The sequence below is a fragment of the Nocardiopsis sp. EMB25 genome, assembly GCF_026797795.1.
Lineage (GTDB): Bacteria > Actinomycetota > Actinomycetes > Streptosporangiales > Streptosporangiaceae > Nocardiopsis > Nocardiopsis lucentensis.
In genome coordinates this window covers 2413750-2432913 of record NZ_JAMTDN010000001.1, presented here as the reverse complement: position 1 = coordinate 2432913, position 19164 = coordinate 2413750, and the positions used below count along the sequence as shown (strand labels likewise).

At 72.7% G+C, this 19164-nt stretch carries 11 protein-coding genes and 1 pseudogene; 5 read left to right on the top strand and 7 right to left on the bottom strand.

The features are described from left to right. Positions 1–63 precede the first annotated feature (63 nt). Positions 64–1469: pseudogene (locus KIK06_RS10460) on the top strand (GH1 family beta-glucosidase). 325 nt (positions 1470–1794) lie between these two features. Here KIK06_RS10460 and KIK06_RS10455 read toward each other — a convergent pair. The 3 genes from KIK06_RS10455 to KIK06_RS10445 form a co-directional block, all read right to left on the bottom strand. Then, positions 1795–3324, bottom strand: coding sequence for a DUF4190 domain-containing protein (locus tag KIK06_RS10455; RefSeq protein WP_268643015.1), 1530 nt, complete (start codon positions 3322–3324; stop codon positions 1795–1797). Positions 3325–3969: 645 nt separating this feature from the next. Beyond that, entirely contained in the window at positions 3970–4779 is an 810-nt protein-coding gene (locus KIK06_RS10450) for a MerR family transcriptional regulator (RefSeq protein ID WP_268643014.1), read from the bottom strand. Next, complete coding sequence (locus KIK06_RS10445; RefSeq protein ID WP_017601156.1) at positions 4776–5267, bottom strand: GyrI-like domain-containing protein; 492 nt, start codon at positions 5265–5267, stop codon at positions 4776–4778. Before KIK06_RS10445 ends, KIK06_RS10450 begins: the two co-directional genes overlap by 4 nt. Before the next feature lie 383 nt (positions 5268–5650). Here KIK06_RS10445 and lon point away from each other — a divergent pair, with 383 nt between their 5' ends. Both lon and KIK06_RS10435 read left to right on the top strand, forming a co-directional pair. Next, positions 5651–8059, top strand: a complete 2409-nt coding sequence (gene lon / locus KIK06_RS10440; RefSeq protein WP_017601157.1) for an endopeptidase La — start codon at positions 5651–5653, stop codon at positions 8057–8059. Positions 8060–8118: 59 nt separating this feature from the next. After that, a complete protein-coding gene (locus tag KIK06_RS10435; protein WP_268643013.1) occupies positions 8119–8379 on the top strand; it encodes a S16 family serine protease in 261 nt (86 codons plus the stop codon). Positions 8380–8763: 384 nt separating this feature from the next. Here KIK06_RS10435 and KIK06_RS10430 read toward each other — a convergent pair whose 3' ends face one another. Together KIK06_RS10430 and KIK06_RS10425 are read right to left on the bottom strand one after the other, a co-directional pair. Continuing rightward, positions 8764–9426 carry an HAD family hydrolase gene (locus KIK06_RS10430; RefSeq protein ID WP_268643012.1) on the bottom strand — a complete coding sequence of 221 codons (663 nt, stop codon included), beginning with the start codon at positions 9424–9426 and terminating at the stop codon, positions 8764–8766. Positions 9427–9639: 213 nt separating this feature from the next. Further along, positions 9640–10356, bottom strand: a complete 717-nt coding sequence (locus KIK06_RS10425; protein ID WP_268643011.1) for a TVP38/TMEM64 family protein — start codon at positions 10354–10356, stop codon at positions 9640–9642. Between the two features lie 486 nt (positions 10357–10842). On the opposite strand from KIK06_RS10425, the gene KIK06_RS10420 reads away from it, so the two are divergent. Further along, complete coding sequence (locus KIK06_RS10420; RefSeq protein WP_268643010.1) at positions 10843–11229, top strand: hypothetical protein; 387 nt, start codon at positions 10843–10845, stop codon at positions 11227–11229. Between the two features lie 306 nt (positions 11230–11535). Next, complete coding sequence (locus tag KIK06_RS10415; RefSeq protein ID WP_268643009.1) at positions 11536–13506, top strand: ATP-binding cassette domain-containing protein; 1971 nt, start codon at positions 11536–11538, stop codon at positions 13504–13506. A gap of 146 nt (positions 13507–13652) precedes the next feature. On the opposite strand, the gene KIK06_RS10410 is transcribed toward KIK06_RS10415, so the two are convergent. Together KIK06_RS10410 and KIK06_RS10405 are read right to left on the bottom strand one after the other, a co-directional pair. Further along, positions 13653–16319 (bottom strand): glycoside hydrolase family 48 protein, encoded by a 2667-nt coding sequence (locus tag KIK06_RS10410; RefSeq protein ID WP_268643008.1) that lies wholly within the window; start codon positions 16317–16319, stop codon positions 13653–13655. 598 nt (positions 16320–16917) lie between these two features. Beyond that, positions 16918–18645 carry a hypothetical protein gene (locus KIK06_RS10405; RefSeq protein WP_268643007.1) on the bottom strand — a complete coding sequence of 576 codons (1728 nt, stop codon included), beginning with the start codon at positions 18643–18645 and terminating at the stop codon, positions 16918–16920. Positions 18646–19164 lie beyond the last annotated feature (519 nt).

Sequence of the window (19164 nt, the reverse complement as noted above, 5' to 3'; positions counted from 1 at the left end):
GGCGCCGCGGGGCTGGAAGCGTCCCCGTAGTATGGGAGCGCTCCCAACACTGAAGGGTCCCCCATGACCGACCCCGTCCTGCCCCCGGAACTGCTCTTCGGCACCGCCACCGCCGCCTACCAGGTCGAGGGCGCCGCCCACGAGGGCGCGCGCGGCCCCTCCATCTGGGACACCTACTGCCGCACCCCCGGACGCGTCACCCGGGGCGAGACCGGTGACGTGGCCTGCGACCACTACCACCGCTACCGCGAGGACGTCGCGCTCATGGCCGACCTGGGCGTGGACCTGTACCGCTTCTCCGTGGCCTGGCCGCGGATCCAGCCCACCGGCAGGGGCGCCCCAACCCGGAGGGGCTGGCCTTCTACGACCGCCTCGTGGACACCCTCCTGGAGACCGGAACCGAACCCGTCATCACCCTCTACCACTGGGACCTGCCCCAGGCGCTGGAGGACGAGGGCGGCTGGCGGGCCCGGGACACCGCCCACCGCTTCGCCGAGTACGCCCGCGTCGTCGCCGACCGCCTGGGCGACCGCGTGCATCGCTGGATCACCCTCAACGAGCCCTTCTGCTCGGCGTTCCTCGGCCACGCCGTCGGCCGCCACGCCCCCGGGACACGGGAGGGCACGCCCGCCCTGGCCGCGGCCCACCACCTCCTGCTCGCCCACGGCCTGGCCGTCAGGGAGTTGCGCGCGGCCGCGCCCGGCCAGGTGGGAATCACCCTCAACCCCGACCACCTACTGCCCGCCACCGGCTCCGAAGCCGACCGGGCGGCGGTGGAGCGGGCCCGCACCCTGCACAACCGGGTCTGGCTCGATCCGATCCTCACCGGCGCCTACCCCGACAACGAGGAGGAGACCTGGGGTCCGTTGGCCGACGGCTCCTACCGTGCCGAGGGCGACCTGGACGTCATCGGCCGGCCCCTGGACTTCCTGGGGATCAACTACTACCGGCCCATCAAGCTGCGCGACGCCCCACGCAACGAGGCCGACCCCGCGCGGCGCACCGCGGCGGACATCGGCGTCGAGCAGGTCCCCTTCGAGGACGTGCGGCACACCACCATGGGCTGGCCGGTGCTCCCCGACACCCTCACCGACCTGCTCGTCGACCTCGACCGACGCTACCCGGGCCTGCCGCCCGTCCTCATCACGGAGAACGGCTCCGCCGAGGACGACCGGCCCGACGGGAGCGGCCGGGTCCGCGACCGCGAGCGCGTCGACTACCTGCGCGCGCACCTGGCCGCCCTGTCCCGCGCCCTCGACGCGGGCGTGGACGTACGCGGGTACTTCGTGTGGTCGCTGCTGGACAACTTCGAGTGGGCCCACGGCTACGACCGGCGCTTCGGGCTGGTCCGCGTCGACTACGAGACGTTGGAACGCCATCCCAAGGACAGCTACCGCTGGTACCGCGACTTCCTGGCCGCGCACCGCGCCCGCCGGACCTTCCAACCCACCACGGCCCGGGAGGAATGACCTCCCGGCCTCCGGGACCGTCCCCGTACCCGGAGCGGGGCCCGGTACCGGAGAGGGCTCCCCTACCGGAGCCCCCGCCTCCCGAGAGCGCGTCCGGACTCGTGAGCGGTTCCCGTCGTGTGCGGACCGGACACCCCCGCCAAGGACGACACGCAGCTCTTCGCCTTCGGGGGGGCGTACTCGACGCGCACCGGGACGGTGCCTGAATCCGGGAGCGGTGTCGTCGGGCGCCTGGCCGGTCATCCGTGCGAGCCTCGGGGGGACCGTCGTCGTTTCCCGCTCACCACCGCCCGCTTCCGCCACCACGGAGCCGTCGGCCGCATGGTCATGAGGTGAGGGACGTGGTCCACGACTCTCCGTCGGCGGCCACGTAGCAGAAGGCGGTCTGGATTCCGTAGTTCCACGAGTCCCGGCTCGGCGCGATGTAGCCGACGAAGTACGTGTCCGGGGTGCGCGCGGGGTCCAGAGCGCGTTCGCTCATCGGATCGCACGTGGCCTCGATGTCGGCGTCGAAGGCGGCCCATCCGGGCCAATCGCTTCCGGAGGGGGAGTAGGAGCCGATCACCTGGGCGTTGTGCGGCTCGTCGCAGGAGGTGAGTTCGACCTCGTAGAACTCCGTGGTGGGAGGGTCGATGAAGCAGTCGCCGGTCTGCAGCGTGCACACCGTGGCGTACCCGGGCGAGGGCTCGCAGAGCTCGGTGGGGGAGGGGGCCCGGCCTTCACCGGTGGAGACTGAGGGGTCCACCCCCTGCGGATCGTAGGGGGCGAACGGGTCCGCGCCCTCCGAGGCGTAGGAGCCGGATTCCGCCTGCACGATGATGACGCCCGCGGCCGTCCATCCGATGCCCCACAAGCAGGCGGCCAGGAGCCCGATCAGGGAGAAGACGATACTGATCGCCTTGGCGGCCGAGAACCCGGTCACGGCGGCCGGCGCGAGGGGGGCCGACGCTCCGGCGACAGGTGGCGTGACCGGTGGTGTGACCGGCGTACCCGCCGCAGCCGGCTCGGTGACCGGTGGAGGGTACATGCCGGCGGTGGGATCCGCCTGTGCGGGGGGTCTGTACGGTGCGGTCGGTGAGACCGGGTCCGTGCCGGCGTTGGAAGGGCCGGTCCGTCCCATGGATCCGTCGGGAGCGGCGGTCGCCGCGTCGTTGGCGGACCCGGTGGGATCGGAGGGTCGGGGCGCGCCGTGGGCCGCGGGTGCGGAGTTCGCACTGGTCGAATTCGCGGGGCCCGCCACCGACCCCTGGGGGCTGGTGGCGGTCGGCACTCCTCCGGGACCGGTCGCGCCGCCGTCCGCCTGGCCGCCGCCCGGGGGCTGGGCCGAGGACGGCGCCCGGAGCACGCGGGTGAGGGCGATGAGGCCGAGGACGATGGCGACGGGGATGGGCAGGATGAGGAAGCCCAACAGTCCCAGGACGAGCGCCGCGATGGAGAAACCGCTGATCCTCCGCTCATGCATGTTGTTGTGCACCGTGTGGTGAACGTTGTGGTGCATGTTGCTGGTGCTGTCGCCTATGTGGATCGCGCCCTGATGGTTTCCGCCCACGCCCACGTTGTGGTGGCCCGACACGTTGACCGAGGAGGTCTGCGTGTTCATGGCGGCCAGGCTCCTGGCCAGATCCGGGTCCTCCCGCAGGGTCCGCCTGATCTGGTCGCGGAGTTCCTCGGCGGCGTCGGTGTCCTCCGGCGCCCGTCCGAGCTTCCTGACCGCGCTTTCGACCTCCGGCTCGGATTTTCCGCGCCTGAGGATGGCCGCCAGCAACCGTTGACCGTGCCGCACGGTGGCGCTCGCCGTCGCGTCCTCGGACGTGGACAGCACCGCCTGCCCGTAGGCGCTGACCGCGTCTTTCACATATGGGAAAACCTGGGAGGTGAGGGTTTCGATATCCGTCAAAGGTGCTCCCGTTCGGCTCCGGGGGAAAGCTTCGTGATGCCGTGAGGGTCGCTCTTCAAGAAGGGCTCACCACTATAACGACATGGTGTGCGGGAACAAGGCGGCGTTCGATGGCGGATTCCCGAAGGTCGAGGGCGCGGGCGGTTTTTGCGTCAGGGGAAGGTTCGAAACGTCTCCTGAACTCGAAGAACGCTTCTTCGAGGATTGGTTTCGCGTCCTTGTCCGGAAGCGGCCATGAAATTCCGCGTTCTCCCGTGCCCTCCCGGGTAAGCGGCTTCGCCGCGAACCTGTCGAAGCGTAAGTATTCGGAGGCGTGGGAGTGTGCGTGTGCTGGTCACACCGATACGGGGGGCGGGCGGCGTCCACAACCACCCGGTGAACGCCCTGAACACCGCTTCGAACGCCACCGTGCTCGTGTGCCGAGCCGATGTGGGAGCGCACTTGTGGCTCAGCGAAGCCCGGAGCCTGGTGTACCCGGCCCCGCGACCGCTCCGGCGGGTTCCGGCCCCTGGGCCGCCAGGCCCCTTCCACGCGGTGATTCTCGGCCGTGAGGAATGACGCGCCCCCAACACGGGGGATGCCCCCGGTGCGCGAACGATGTCCTCAGCCCCGGGGCCGGACGTAGCGTTGCGCGACCTGGCACCGGAACGGGTCCCCGTCGAGATAGATCTCGCGCGGCGATCCGGACGGGCGGCGCGTGTGGTGCGTCGCGGCATCGCGGACCGCGTCGAAGGCGCGCAGGATCGTGGGGAACTGGACCTCGCCGTACGGTACGTCGACGAACAGCTCGGCCCCGGCGGGTTCGACGCCGTCCGCGCTCGATCGGCCGGTGACGGGCACACGCACCTCGACGGGTCCGTCCGACTCCCAGCTCACCTCACCGTGGTAGACGATGACCAGGGGCCCCGACCGGTCGACCGCCGCACCGGCCCGCTGCGCGAGTTCGGCCGCGGCGCGCTCGACGTGCAGGGGCAGGTCCGCGGCGGTCGTGCGCACCGTGCGCGAGACGAACGGCTGCGCGGCGACGTCGCGACTCGACACCCGCGGCGCGTTCTCCGCGGAGGCCGACCGGTCCTCGAGGAGACCGTCCGCGAGGCCGTCGAGCAGCGCGACCGCGCGCTCGTGCGCACGGACCACGTCGGTCCGGTACGCGTCGAGGAGCTCGCGTCGCTCGTCGGCGGTGGCGTCCAGGACCGTGCCGATGCGCTCCAGCGGCATACCCACGCGGCGCAGCAGCGCGATCGTGCGGGCGCGCTCCGCCTGCGACGGGCGGTAGCGGCGGTACCCCGTGTACTCGTCGACGGCGTCGGGCATGAGCAGCCCGCGCCGCTCGTACAGGCGCAGCGCCTTGGGGGAGAGCCAGGTGAGGCGGCTGAACTCCCCGATCGACAGCCTCGCGTCGGTCTCTCTCATGTGAGCAAGTATGCGACCTCGACGGCCCACTTGCTCCGATCCGGCTCGGTCTGCGGGTCCGTGAGGAACTGCTCGGTACGCGCGTGCCAGTGGATGCTGTCGGCCCGTTCGTCGATCGCCAGTTCCAGACCCTGCACCTGCGCCCACTCCCACATGTCCCGGTGGGTCCGCGCGAGCGCGTCCGGGCCGCCCTCCGGGCGCGCGACCAGGTAGCGGCCGGCCGGGATCACGCCGGTGTCGAACCCTGCGCCGATCTCCACGCGCGCCGGTACGGGAACGCAGACCGTGACGTCCATCGGGTCGGCGGCCGTCTTCAGACGGTGGTACTGGTAGATCGGCCCGCCCCGCGCGGTCCCGCCCGCCGCGGCCAGGGCGCCGTAGATCCGCGGGACGTGGGCGTTCACCAGGTCCCAGCGTGCGAGTTCGGCCGTCATCGAAACGCCGACCCAGGGGCGCTCGGCCCGCTGCTCGACCGTGAATGCGGTCATCGTCTTCCTCGTGGTCGCCACCCGTGTCTCGGATGGGCCACGCCCAGCAGACACCTTCCCCCAGGGGCAAGGTCAACCCGGGCCTCCGGATGCCCGGAGACGGCCTTCCCGCACGTCACGCCCGGCGCGGGGCGTAGCGGTCCAGGAGCTCCGGGGAGCCGACTCGTTCCCGCATGGCCTGTTCGAGGTCCCGCCTGAGCCTCTCGCGAACGGACACGGCCCCGATGCCAGGGACGGGTGACACCCGCCTCAACTGGTTGATCGGCGGATCCGGACCGCCCGCGCCGACGGCCGTGCGGGGTGATCGCTGAGGGCGAACACGTGTATGGGAAGATAATCGGACTCCTTTTTATTGAGTCTGTTTAACTCAACTAGGAGGATTCATGAGTGAGACTCCCGCCAGCGTGACCTTCCCGGTGCTCCCCCTCGACGACGACGTCGTCCTGCCGGGCATGGTCGTCCCTGTCGACATGACCGAACCCGAGGTGCGCGCGGCCGTCGACGCCGCGCAGGCCGTCGCGCGGTCGGGCGGTCACCGTGACTCCGCGAAGGGGCCCGAGGTCCTGATCGTGCCGCGCGTGGACGGCTCCTACGCCGCCGTGGGCACCGTCGGCATCGTCGAACAGGTCGGACGCACCCCCGAGGGAACCCCCGCCGCCGTGCTCCGCGGCACGGCCCGGGCCCGCGTCGGCAGCGGAACCACCGGCCCCGGCGCGGCACTGTGGGTGCTGGCCACCGTGCACACCGAGCCGCAGGGTGAGTACCCGGGCAAGGTGCTGGAGGCGGCCCGCGAGTACAAGTCGCTGCTCACCACCTACCTGCACAAGCGCGGAGCCTGGCAGGTCCTGGACGGCGTGCAGCAGATCACCGACCCCAGCCGGCTCGCGGACCGGGGCGGCTACTCGCCGTTCCTGACCGCCGAGCGCAAGCTCGAACTGCTGGAGACCTACGACGTCCTCGACCGCCTGCACCTGCTCACCGAGTGGACCCGTGAGTACCTCGCGGAGCTGGACGTCACCGAGAGCATCGACCGCGACGTGCAGGAGGGCGTCGACAAGCAGCAGCGCGAGTTCCTGCTGCGGCGGCAGCTGGAGGCCATCCGCAAGGAGCTCAACGAGCTCGACGGCCGCCCCGGCAGCGAGGAGGACGACTACCGGGCGCGGGTGGAGGAGGCCGACCTGCCCGAGCACGTCCGCAAGGCCGCACTCGACGAGGTCGACAAGCTGGAGCGGGCCGGCGACTCCTCACCGGAGTCGGGCTGGATCCGCACCTGGCTGGACACCGTCCTGGACATGCCGTGGAACGAGCGCACCGAGGACGCCTATGACATCGCCGGCGCCCGCGAGGTCCTGGACGCCGACCACACCGGCCTGACGGACGTCAAGGACCGGATCACCGAGTACCTGGCCGTGCGCAAGCGCCGCGCGGACCGGGGACTGGGCGTCATCGGCGGGCGCCGCAGCGGGGCCGTGCTCGCCCTGGTCGGGCCTCCGGGGGTCGGAAAGACCTCGTTGGGCGAGTCGGTCGCGCGCGCCATGGGCCGCCGGTTCACCCGGGTGGCTCTCGGCGGCGTGCGGGACGAGGCCGAGATCCGCGGCCACCGCCGCACCTACGTGGGCGCCTTGCCGGGCCGGATCGTCCGGGCGATCAAGGAGTCCGGGTCGATGAACCCGGTGGTGCTCCTGGACGAGATCGACAAGGTCGGCTCCGACTTCCGCGGCGACCCCACGGCGGCGCTGCTGGAGGTGCTGGACCCGGCGCAGAACCACACGTTCCGCGACCACTACCTGGAGGTCGACCTTGACCTCTCGGACGTGGTGTTCCTGGCCACCGCCAACGCCCTGGACACGATCCCCGGCCCGCTGCTGGACCGGATGGAGCTGGTGGAGCTGGACGGCTACACCGAGGACGAGAAGGTCGCGATCGCCCGCGACCACCTGCTGCGCAGGCAGGTCGAACGCGCCGGGCTGGTCTCGGACGATGGCGAACCCGAGGTGGAGGTCACCGAGGACGCGCTGCGGTCGCTGGCCGCTGAGTACACCCGCGAGGCCGGTGTGCGCGGCCTGGAGCGGACCATCGCCCGCATCCTGCGCAAGGTGGCCTCGGCCGCGGCCCTCGGGGAGCGGGAGGTGCCGGTCCGGGTGGACACCGGCGACCTGCGCGGCTACCTGGGTCGGCCGAGGCACACGCCGGAGTCGGCGAGCCGGACCTCGGTGCCGGGCGTGGCCACCGGTCTGGCGGTGACCGGGGCCGGGGGAGACGTGCTGTTCGTGGAGGCGTCGCTGGCCGATCCCGAGTCCGGGGCGGGCGGGCTGACGCTGACCGGTCAGCTCGGCGACGTGATGAGCGAGTCGGCGCAGATCGCCCTGTCCTACCTGCGGGCCCGGGGCGCCGAACTGGAGCTGCCTGTGGGTGACCTCAAGGAGCGCGGCGTCCACCTGCACGTTCCGGCGGGCGCCGTCCCCAAGGACGGGCCGAGCGCGGGCATCACCATGACGACCGCCCTGGCCTCGCTGCTGTCGGGGCGGCCCGCCCGCGCGGACGTGGCGATGACCGGTGAGGTCTCGCTGACCGGCCGGGTGCTGCCGATCGGCGGCGTCAAGCAGAAGCTGCTCGCGAGCCTGCGCACCGGAATCAAGAACGTGATCATTCCGGCCCGCAACGAGCCGGACCTGGATGACGTTCCGGATGAAGTGCTGGAACAGCTCACGGTTCACCCTGTGAGTGATGTCCGGGAGGTTCTGGAAATCGCGCTTGAGCCCGCGCACAGCACGGAGCGCGTGGCCGCGTAGCGGAAGTGTCACTGGGGGTCACCGTTCCGGGCGGTGGCCCCCACTTTGCGTTCGCGCCGATGGTGGGCCGATCGGCGCAGGCGAAGCAGAAGCTGCTGGCGGCGCACCGGGCGGGGATCACCACCGTCCTGATCCCCGAGCGCAACGAGCCCGACCTGGACGACGTTCCGGAGGAGGTGCTGGGGCAGCTGACCGTGCACTCGGTCAGTGACGTGCGCCGGGTGCTGGAGTTGGCGCTCGAACCGGCCCACCCGTCCTCCGCCGGAGCGGCCGGGGCCGACACACGGGACGGGGGCGCGTCGCGTTCGGTCCGGGTCTGACCGGGGCGCTGCCGCGGCCCACCCGTCGCCCGCCACCGCCCAGGAGCCGCTTCGCGGAGGGGTGGGACACCCTCAACGGACGCCTTCGGCGCGGTAGCCCCTTTCCGTCGCCCGCCACCGCCCAGGAGCCGCTTCGCGGAGGGGTGGGGCACCCTCAACGGACGCCTTCGGCGCGGTAGCCCCTTTCCGTCGCCCGCCACCGCCCAGGAGCCGCTTCGCGGAGGGGTGGGGCACCCTCAACGGACGCCTTCGGCGCGGTAGCCCCTTTCCGTCGCCCGCCACCGCCCCGTGGGACCCGAAACCGGGACCCGCGGGGCGGCTCCTTCCGTGTACACGCCGCCGACCGTGGACCGGCGCGGCGGACACCGCGCCGACCCAGACCTTTCACCCGGCCGGTGACCGCCCCGGCAGGTCGGGGACGAGTTCGGCCAGGGCCGCCCGGGTGGACCCGGCGTCGGTGTGCGGGACGGCCCGCATACCGACCGCCCGGGCGCCGAGCACGTTGGGTTCGGCGTCGTCGACGAACACCACACGTTCGGCGGGCAGGCCGAGCCGGTCGAGGGTCAGCTCGTAGATCGGGGCGTGCGGCTTGCGCAGGCCGACCTCCCCGGAGATCACGACCGGGTCGAGGAGCGCGTCGATCCGCTCCCGGGGATAGGTGTTGCCCCAGCTGTTGGACAGCAGCGCCACCCGGAGGCCGAGGCCGCGCAGCTCCTCGGCGAGGGAGTACATCGCCGGGTCGGGGCGCATTCCGGCGAACAGCCGCCCGAGCAGGCCGACGGGGTCGACCGGTCTGCCGTCGACGGTGCCGAGTTCGGCGGCGAACAGGGCGTCGAACTCCTCCACGGACAGCTCCCCGGTCTCCAACCGGTGGATCGGGGTGCCGTCCGGGGCGTCGCGTGAGAGCCAGGCCCTGAGGGCACGGGTGAACGACTCCGGGTCGATCCCGTCGGACTTCATCCAGGCGGCGATCGTGTCCCGGACCGGGCGGGTGAGGACGCCGCCGTAGTCGAACACGACGGCGTCGACCTGGCGCTCGTCGGTCATCGGGTCACACCCCGCCGGGTGCGCGGGTCGATCGGGTACTCCTCGACGTCCACGTTCTTCCTCTCCTCACCAGGTGTCCACGAACCGGCGTGCGGCGCCGTGAGCGTGCACTGGGAGGCGGCGTCGACTCCGCCCCCGTGGCATACCGTCTGGTCGGTATGATAATGGGGGTTGTCCGGAACCGTGTCAAGGAGTGTGGTCGTCCCGGGCGGCTCACCCCGTCCCGACGGCGCCCCCGGAGGACGTTCGCGCGCGCTGTGACCGTCGGCCGTACACGCCGACCACCCTGCTCCCGACCATGAGCACGGCGACGAGCGCGGCACAGGCGAGGAACCCCGGGGACAGCGGGTCGGTGGCGGATTCGCCGAGCACCACGAGGGCCACGGTCGCGGGCAGGCCGCCCAGTGCGGTACCCGCGGCGAACGGGACGACGCGCAGCCCCGTGACGCCCAGGCCGTAGTTGACCGCGGAGAAGGGGACGAGGGGGAACAAGCGCAGCTGGATGACCGCCAGGAGGCCGTGCCGGTCGATCGTGCGGTCGAGGCGGGCGCGGAGCGCGAAGGGGAGCCGCGCCTCCACGAAGTCCCGGGCGAGGAGGCGGGCGATGCCGAACTGGACCAGCGCGCTGAGGACTCCGCCGGTGAGCGCGACCGCGATACCCGGCCAGGTGGCGAAGACGAGACCCGCGACGGCGTTCAGCAGCGGACGCGGGACCAGCAGGAGCACGGCCACCACGTAGCCGAGGAGGTAGACGGCGGGTCCGGCTGCCCCCGCCGCGTCGATCCAGTCCCTGAGCACCGCGAGGTCGGTGGCGTGGCGACCGGCCACGGCGACGAGCACCAGCCACACGGCGAAGACCGCGACCCGTGTCCACTGCCGCGGCGCCGCGCCCGACCCGCCGCCGGGGCCTCCCCCGTCGGGCGTCCGCACCCCCGTCGTCTCCACCGCTTCGAGGACCCTTCCCTCTGCTCGGGCCCGGCCCGGCGGGCGCGCACCGGCGTCCAACCTACGCCACCGCGGACGTACGGGACCGGTCCGACTCCTTCCGTCGGGATATCGGAAAGTGTGGGAAGACGGAGCACGGATATGCGGCTGGCGTGTTGACGCGATCGTCGACCGCACGCGAATCGGTCTCGAAACCGCAGTGCCCGGATCTCGAAACGACGAGGGAAACCGACAGGCCGATGACGGGGTCGGGGCGATACTGTCCCCGCTGATCCGCCGACCCGGGCGGGTCGGCGGATCAGCGGGGACAGCGGCTCCCAGAACAACAGTTGTGTCCAGGGGTCGACCACCACGGACACCCCCGACTCCGATAACGGCGATGGCGCGTACACCGCCTACGCCCCCGTACGTAGGCGCGGTGCCGTCCGTCGGGAGACGACGGAGCGGCGGTTCCGCCGCGTTGGTGGAGGCATGACCACAACGACGCACCACCGGCACCGCCGGGAGCGGCCCCGGACGCTGCCGGCGGGTATCCGCAGGACCGCCCTGACCGTGCGCGCCATCAGCTCCGTCGGCCTGCTCGGCGAGGTCCGGGTCCTCGCCGTCCTCACCACCGTGGCGGCACGGACCGACGACATCGAGTTCGCACGCGCGGCCTACCGGCTCCTGACGGTGCGGACCTTCGCGGGCGACATCCCCCTGAGCATGACCGCCCTGGTCACCGGTCTGGTCCTGGCCCTCGGGGCCCGGTGGGGGCTGCCGCGGTACGTGTGGGTGTTCGCCAAGCTGGTCCTCCTGGTCGCGGCGACCGTCCTGTCGGTCCACAAGCCGCGGTGGCGACTCCCGCCCCGCCCATAACCCTCCCGGCAGGAGGACCCCACCAGTCCCAGTTCCGGGGGTGCCGTATCCCCACGGATTTCCGTACGCGTGTCGCAGTGGAAGACACCCCGAACCCCGTGCCGGGCCTGCCTCGCGACCGGGCGTCGCACGCGCGTCGTGGAACCGGACGGACCGCAACCGGGAAGGCGGCGGCGCACGGTCGGTGGCGGCGGCCATGATCGTCTCCCGTCCCGTCCGCGCGCCCCGAGGGAGAGGACCACCGTTGCGCAGACATCGCTCCACCCCGTCCGTGACCAGCCCGCTCACCCCTGGGAGGACCGCTTAGTGGCGACGACCCCGTACGAGACCACCGACCCGCGTGACCCGACCGACGCCACCGACACCACCGGCGGTCCCAGCGCGGCGGACGCCGAGCTCACCCCCACCCGCTACCTCGCCTACACCCGGGAGGCCGCGAAGGCGACCTGGATGACGGTGGGCCGCAGGATGCCGTCCCTGGTCGCGCACGCCCTGCGCCTGGGGTGGCGGGCCAACCGCGTCGACCTGCTGGCGACCGTGGCCTGGAACGTCGGATCCGGGGCGGCCACCGCCTGGGCCCTGGTCATGACCACCCGGGTGCTGGAGCGGCTGTTCGCCGCCGCTCCCACCCCCGACCGGATCCTGAACGCCCTGCCGCTCCTGGCCGTCCTGGCGGCGGCGATGGTGGCGCGCAGCGTCTGCTCCACCCTGGCCGGCCGCTCCCAGGCCCGACTGGAACCCCAGGTGGTCCTGGCCGCCGAGCGCACGTTCAACGAGGCCACCACGAGCGTGCCCCGCGCCGCCTTCGACTCCAGCGCCTTCAACGACCAGGTGTTTCGCTCCTACGCGCGCGGCACCGACGAGGCCGGGTCGCTGGTGCGCTACACCGTCGACGTGCTCACCGGCCTGGTGGGCATCGTCGCCGCGGCCGGTGTGCTGGCCGCCCTGCACCCCGTCCTGGTCCCCCTGCTGCTGTTGGCGCTGGTGCCCCAGTGGTGGGGGTCGGCGGCCGCGGCCCGACTCCGGTACCGGGCCATGCTCGCCATGACCGACATGCGTCGCCGCAAGTGGCTGGTGCAGCGGATGATGATGGACGACGACAACGCCTCCGAGGTGCGCTCCTACAACATGGAGCGGGTGCTGCGCGATGAGTTCGACCGGCTCGGCGACCGTGAACTGGACGTGCACATGGGCCTGGCCACCCGCACCTCCCTGATCCGGCTGGGCGGGGACACCTTCGGCGGTCTGGTGACCCTGGCGGCGTTCGCCGTGCTCGGGACGCTGATGGTGCGGGGCGTGGTGCCGATCGCGGCCGGCGGCGCCGCGGTGGTCGCCATCCGCGTCGCCCAGGGCGCGCTGAACTCCGCCCTGGGCGCGGTCAGCCGGGTGTACGAGTCGGGGCTGTACTTCGCCGACTTCCTCGACATGGTCGAGACCGCCCGGACGTTGACACCGCCCGCCACCCTGCCCCCGGCCCCGGAGGGGTTCGGGACCATCCGGGTGGAGGGCGTGACGTTCACCTACCCCGACGACGACGGCTCCGACGGCGACGCGCCGAGGGCCCCGGCGCTGGCCGAGGTCACCCTCACCCTGGAACGGGGCCGGACCTACGCGCTGGTGGGGGAGAACGGGTCGGGCAAGTCCACCCTGGCCAAGCTGTTGGCGGGCCTGTACGTCCCGGACCGGGGCCGCGTGTGCTGGGACGGGGCCGACCTGGCCGGGGTGGACGGCGACAGTCTGCGCCGACGCATCGCGGTCATGGGCCAGGAGCACACCCACTGGCCCATGACCGCGCGCGAGAACGTGGTCATGGGCACCCCCTTCGACGCCGACCGGTTGGCCCGCGCCGCGCGCGCCACCCACGCCGACGCCGTGGTGGCCGACCTGCCCCACGGGTGGGAGACGCTGATGGACAAGTCGTTCGCCCAGGGCGTGCAGCCCTCCGGGGGCCAGTGGCAACGGCTGGCGGCGGCGCGCGCCTTCTACCGCGCCGACGGCGCCGACGTCCCGCTGCTGATCGTGGACGAGCCCACCTCGGCGCTGGACGCCCGGGCCGAGTACCGGTTCTTCTCGTCGGTGCACGAGCACGCCGCGCGGACCTCGGCCACGGTCGTGCTCATCACGCACCGGCTGGCGTCGGTGCGACCGGCCGACGAGATCGTCGTCCTGGACCAGGGGCGGGTGCTGGCGCGGGGGAGCCACGAGCGGCTGCTGGCCAGCTGCGACCACTACCGGGAACTGTGGGAGATGCAGGCCAGCGCCTACCAGGACGTGTGACCGCGCTCCGCGGCACGTCGTCCACCGGGGCGGGTCGGTCGCGGGCGGCGACCGGCCCGGAGCCCGGAGCCCGCCGGGCTCCGGGCCCGTCCGGAGGCGGAGGCGGGGGCGGGGCGCGGGCCCCGCCCCCGTGCGGCCACGGCCGGTCAGGAACCGTCTCCGAACAACTCGCCGTGGGTGGCCAGCGCCGTGGCGACGTCCACCTGTGCCCAGAAGCGGTGGTAGGTGAACTCGGGCACCGGGCCACCCTCGAGGTAGGTCTCGACCCGGGGCCAGTTCGGGTCGTCCTCGTAGAAGGACCGGATCGACAGGAACGTGGACTCGGAGGTGATCGGGTCACCGTTGGCCATCTGACCGGTCCACCCCTCGGGGACGTAGAGCCCGCCGTCCGGGGAGTCGAACGGGTCGTCGAAGCGCTCGTAGTCGGCCCGGGTCTCCGGAACGGCGACACCCAGGTCGTCCTCGTGGAACATCAGGGCGTCCAGCAGCGCCTCGGCCGCCTCGCGGGACCCGGCGTCGCCGGTGGCGGCGGCGTAGTGCATGAACGTCTTGGCCAGCCCCGCTGCGATCCCGACGTCCTGGCCGTGCGAGACGACCTCGACGCTCAGGTCCGGGTTGCCGGTCGGCTCACCCGTCCAGGTGTCGGGCTGACCGCTCCACTCCATGTCGGCGGGGATGGCGAACTCGCCGTCCTCCCCGACGGTGGTGTTCTCGATCGCCCACGGCACCCACGCGTCCAGGATCTGCCCGGCGCGCTCGTCACCGGTGATGCGGTGGTACTCGGCCACCCGCTCCATGTCCCAGACCTGGAACCCGAACCAGCGGTTCGACGGCGGGTCGTGCCAGACGGGCTTCTCGTCGTAGTACATGCCGTGGAAGGTCGGCGTCCCCGCGGGCGGTTCGGCGTAGGAGCCCTCCCAGCTGTTGGTCGCGCCCCCGGCGATACCGCCGTCGGAGGACTGCAGCCACTGGAGGAACTCCAGCTGCCGGTCGAGGCTGGTGCCCCAGTCCTCGGCTCCGGTGGCCGACTCGGGCCGGAGCGCGTCCACCTCCGACAGCGCGTAGGCGGCCATCACGTTCTGGTAGCCCTGGTGGGCGGACGAGCCGCCGATGCGCCAGGCCCACGGGTACTGGGCGCTCTCCAGGGCACCACCCCAGGAGTAGTACCAGGACATGAGGTAGTGCGCGGAGTCCCTGCCCGAACCCGGTGCGCAGGACTCGGCGCCGACGCAGTCGCCGATCTCCTTGAAGTACTTGTCGAACATCGCGTAGCGCAGGTAATCGCCCATCCTGGCCGCGTTGGCGACGTTCGAGGCGATGGCGTCCGCGTTGCCCTGCTCGGAGGCCCACTGGTGGGCGAGGTAGGCCACCTGCACCGCACGCGCGTCGGCGTCGGGCGCGTTGGTGTAGCGCCACTGCTCGGAGTAGCTCTCGTCGTCGGTGAACAGGTCGAGGAAACCGTACTCGCCGCCGTGCGCGAACGTCTCGCAGGACGGGTGCGGGACGGTCTCCCAGACCGACTCGTTGGACCCGCGCTGGAAGGTGTTGACGTAGGCGGGGGCGTCGTCGGTGCCGTCGCCGCAGAACCCGTAGCCGTAGACGTTGTCCACGTCCAGCAGCCAGTGCATGCCGTAGACCTCGTCGGTGCCGTAGGTGCTGGCCAGCTCCTGGGAGAGGGGGTCCTCACCCGCCTGGACCTCGGGGGTCAGCGGCATGGGGTAGTCGCCCGGGTCGAGGGACTCGGGGATGTAGGTCGCCGGGGCCGACGGGTCGTAGGCGGAGTTCGTCGGCTGGTCGGCGGTGCCCGGGATGATGAACGCCTCCATGGACTCCCAGGCGTCGTTGAAGGGCGCCCAGTCGCCGGTGATCCGACCGTAGGCCGCCTCCAGCCACAGGTAGTAGCTGTAGGCCTCGGAGGTGGTGGCGTGCCCGTGGTCGGGCGCCTCCACGATCAGGGTCTCCACCGAGTGGTACGGCACGAGGAGCCCGCCGACCTCGCGGAAGTAGCCGTTGTCGGGGTCCTTGATCTTCGCGTACTGGTCGAGGAACTCCTCCTCGTAGGGGGTGTCGGCGCCCGACAGTTCGCGCGCGGTGACGACCACGGGGTCGTAGCCCTCGGCGGAGACGGTGAACTCGGCCTGGGCGGGCTCGCCCGCGCCGTCGCCGGAGGAGGCGACGGTCACCTCTTGGGGGGCGTCCCAGTCGGACGCGCCGAAGGTCAGCGAGGCGCCCGAGGCCACGGACAGGTCGGTGCTGCCGGAGGTGCGCTCCACGCTGACGGCGACGGCCTGCTCCGGGGCCGCCGACAGCGCGACGTCGAAGGCGGCCTGTCCTCCTGGCGCCAGGGCGATCGAGCCGGGGTCGACGACCAGCGTCGGGGCCTCGTTCTCGCCCGCGCAGTCCCGGCCGTTGAGGGTGAACCCGGTGGGAGCGGGGTTGTCGCCGCTGTAGGTGGCCTGGAACCCGAACGTCGCGGTCTGCCCGCTGCCGAGGTCGGGCGCCCAGGACGGGCCCTGGGCGGTCACGGAGCTGCCGTTCTGGGAGACCTGCGCGTTCCAGCTGTTGGTGATCTGCTGGTCGCCGGTGAACTCCCAGCCCAGCGTCCAGGCGGAGACGGGTTCGGCCTCGTTGGTGACGGAGACCTCGGCGGTGAAGCCGGAGCCCCAGTCGTCGGTCCGGTAGTCGACCGAGCAGATCGGTGCCGCCTGGGCGGGCGCCGCCGGTAGGAGGGCGGCGGTGAGTACCGCGCCCAGGAGCGCGGCTCCCGCGGCGCGCCAACGGGCGCGGCGCGGACGGGTGTGGGGGGTGGTCACGTGTCCTCCTCGGGGGGTGCTCCCGTCCGCGCCCGGCACCCCGCTGGCGCCGGGGCGCCGTGGGGAGCGGGGCTCTCAGGGGAGGGGCGGGGACGGGGCGCGGTCGTGCTGGAGGGGCCGCCGACGGTGGCGGCTCGGGTCCCGGGCCGGGACCCGAGGGGTCGCTACGCGCGTACCTCGCTGTACGCGCCGGAGGCGGTATGAGATCCGGTCTCTGGTTTCGGGAGCGCTCCCAATTCGGGAGCGCTCCCATGGACGTGAAGTTAACACCGACGCCACGCGCAGACAACGGGTGTAGTGACGATGACTTGGCGTGGGTCACCGCGCATCCGGTTCACGGGATCCCCACCAGCCGCCCGTCGTCACGAAGGCCGTTTCCGAGGTCGGCCGGGGACACGTGTGGACGCCACCATGGTCAGGGTCCCTGACCCGGCCGTCGACACGCCGGGCGGCCCATGCGGTGAGGAGCGCTCGGACAGGTGTCCTCTCCGTCAGCCCACCAGACCGTGGATGATCAGGGGTTCGGTCTCTCGGACGTAGGCGACGACCGCGTCCGGACACCGCGGGAGGCGAAGACCACAGGCCGTGGCCGGAGGCGTCAGCCGGTGAGCGGCGTCATCTCGTCGCCGTGCGCGTCGACCGCGCGCACCGTCACGGGTTCGGCGGGCGGTCCGTCGCCACGCCGCGGTCCGGCCACCGCGAGCACCGGCCCGTCGCCCTCCTCGGCCACGGCGCCCGACACCGAGAGCTCGGCGACCTCGCGCGAGGCCGCCGCCAGGTAGTGCCACCGGCCTCCAGGGGAGCGCCACCACGTGCCCGCCACCACCTGGCGGTCCAGGTTGCTGCACTCCCACCCGCCCGAACGCTCCCCGACCGTGGTCGTCTCGGTGCCCTCGTCGGTGCGCACCACCAGGACCGCGCGGGCCAGACCGCCGCCGTCGTGCGTGCCGTAGCGCAGGCACACCCACCGCCCCGAGGCCCCGCCGGGCAGCTCCTGTGCGGCGAACTCCCACGCCGTCGCGGTGACCACAGGTTCGCGCGGCGGGTCGCCCGCGCAGCTCGCCAGACCCCAGAGGGCGAACCCGTGCTCGTCGTCCAGGACCTCGTGCGGCCCCAACCGGCGGATCCGCGCCGGTGGCGGCGGCATGTACCCCAGGTGCGCCGTGGCCGGATCACCCAGGTCCGCCACCGTGTACGGCTGCCCGTGCGCGATCTCCGGGGCCCGCAGGCGCAGCACCGGTCCGGTCCCGCAGTGCCCGTCGGCGGGCAGTGGTTCGGTCACGCCGTGCTCGTCCCGCCCCACCTCGGACCAACCCTCCTCCGGCGCGCCAAGCGAGGCCGACGCCGCCTCGGTCACCCACGGCGGCAGGAGGTAACGCACGCCGTCGGCGGTCTCCGACAGGCGCAGCGCGGGCCAGTTCGCCACCCCGTCGGCGGGTTCGGGGAACACGTCGAACTCCGTGCCGCCCGCTCCCCGGGCGTACCGCGCGGTCCACGGGGTGTCGTGCAGGACCACCACGCGACGGCCGTCCACCCGACCGGCGAACACCAGCCGCGGCTCCCGCGGCCGGTGCCGGCCGTGCGCGGTCCAGGCGGACAGGGCCTCGTCCACCAGTTCCGCGTCGCCCGTGGAGTCGCCCCGGGCGTGCCAGGCGGTCAGGTCCAGCCGGAAACTCCGCCGCCAGGAGTCCTCGTCGGTGACGACCGTCGCCGCGGGCGGCGGGGAGGGCTCCGGCCGCACCGTGCGCGGTGTGGCGGTCGTCAGGCCCACCGTGCCCAGGCAGAGGGCGAACGTGACCGCCGAGACCAGGACCGGCCGCCCGGGTACGGTGCCGCGTCCGCTGACCCGTACCACCGTGGGGTCGGGCGGCCGGAACCCGTCGGGGACGGCGGCCGCCCGGTCGAGCGCGTCCTCGGGGTCGGCCGCCCCGGCGGACCGCAGCAGGTCCGCAGCCTCCTCCCGGGGTAGCGCCTCCACCCGCAGCAGGGCGTATGCCGCACGGGACGCCGTGTCGAGCCCCCTCAGGGACGTCAGGGCCCGTTCGAGGTGACCGGCGCCGCCCGCGGGGGAGACCCGCAGCCCGGCCGGGCCGCGCGGACGGCGCGCACGCAGCGCCCGGCGCAGCACTCGGCGGCGTACCCGGGGGTACTCGTGCGCGCGCGGGTTGCGCCGCCCCCACGGCAGGGCGTCGGAGACCAACCGGTGCGACCAGGGCAGGAGGTCGTGCGCGGGGGACCGTCCGGACAGGGTGAGGAGGGCGAGCAGGACCAGGTTCCGGTAGGGGTCGCGGGGCAGGGGGCGCTCCGCCGGTTCGGTCACGGACATCGGTGCTCCTCGGGATCGTTCCGAACGACCCTAGGGACACCGGTCCGCCCACACGGAGAGAACGCCGATATCCGTCACCTATGCCCCAAAAGTCCTGTACCGCAGGAGTTCCGGGACTTTCAGGACCACCCGTCCTCGAAACACCCTGCGCTCACGGCCTCATCACGAGAACGGAGCCCCCGGCATGGCACCCTCCCGGTGGTCATGGATGGCGACCGTCGCCGCCGTTCCGGGGGCTCGGGGTATCGCCTCGGTGGTGTCCCGCTTTCACATGTACGAACTCGTCCTGCGCCACGGCGTACCGGGATCGCGCGCCGCCCTCCTCCCGCTTTCCCGCTGTCGGCGGAAGGAACGATCGTCGGCGCCTCCACGACCCTGCTGGGGATGCCCCGCCACGGCCGTCGGGGCGGGCTGCCGCCCTGGACCCTGCTCACCCCCGGCGCCATCGCGTCCTTGCCCGCCAACGGCGCGGTGGCGGAGTTCCCATGCTGCGGTCGCGGACCATCTGTGCCTGGCCGT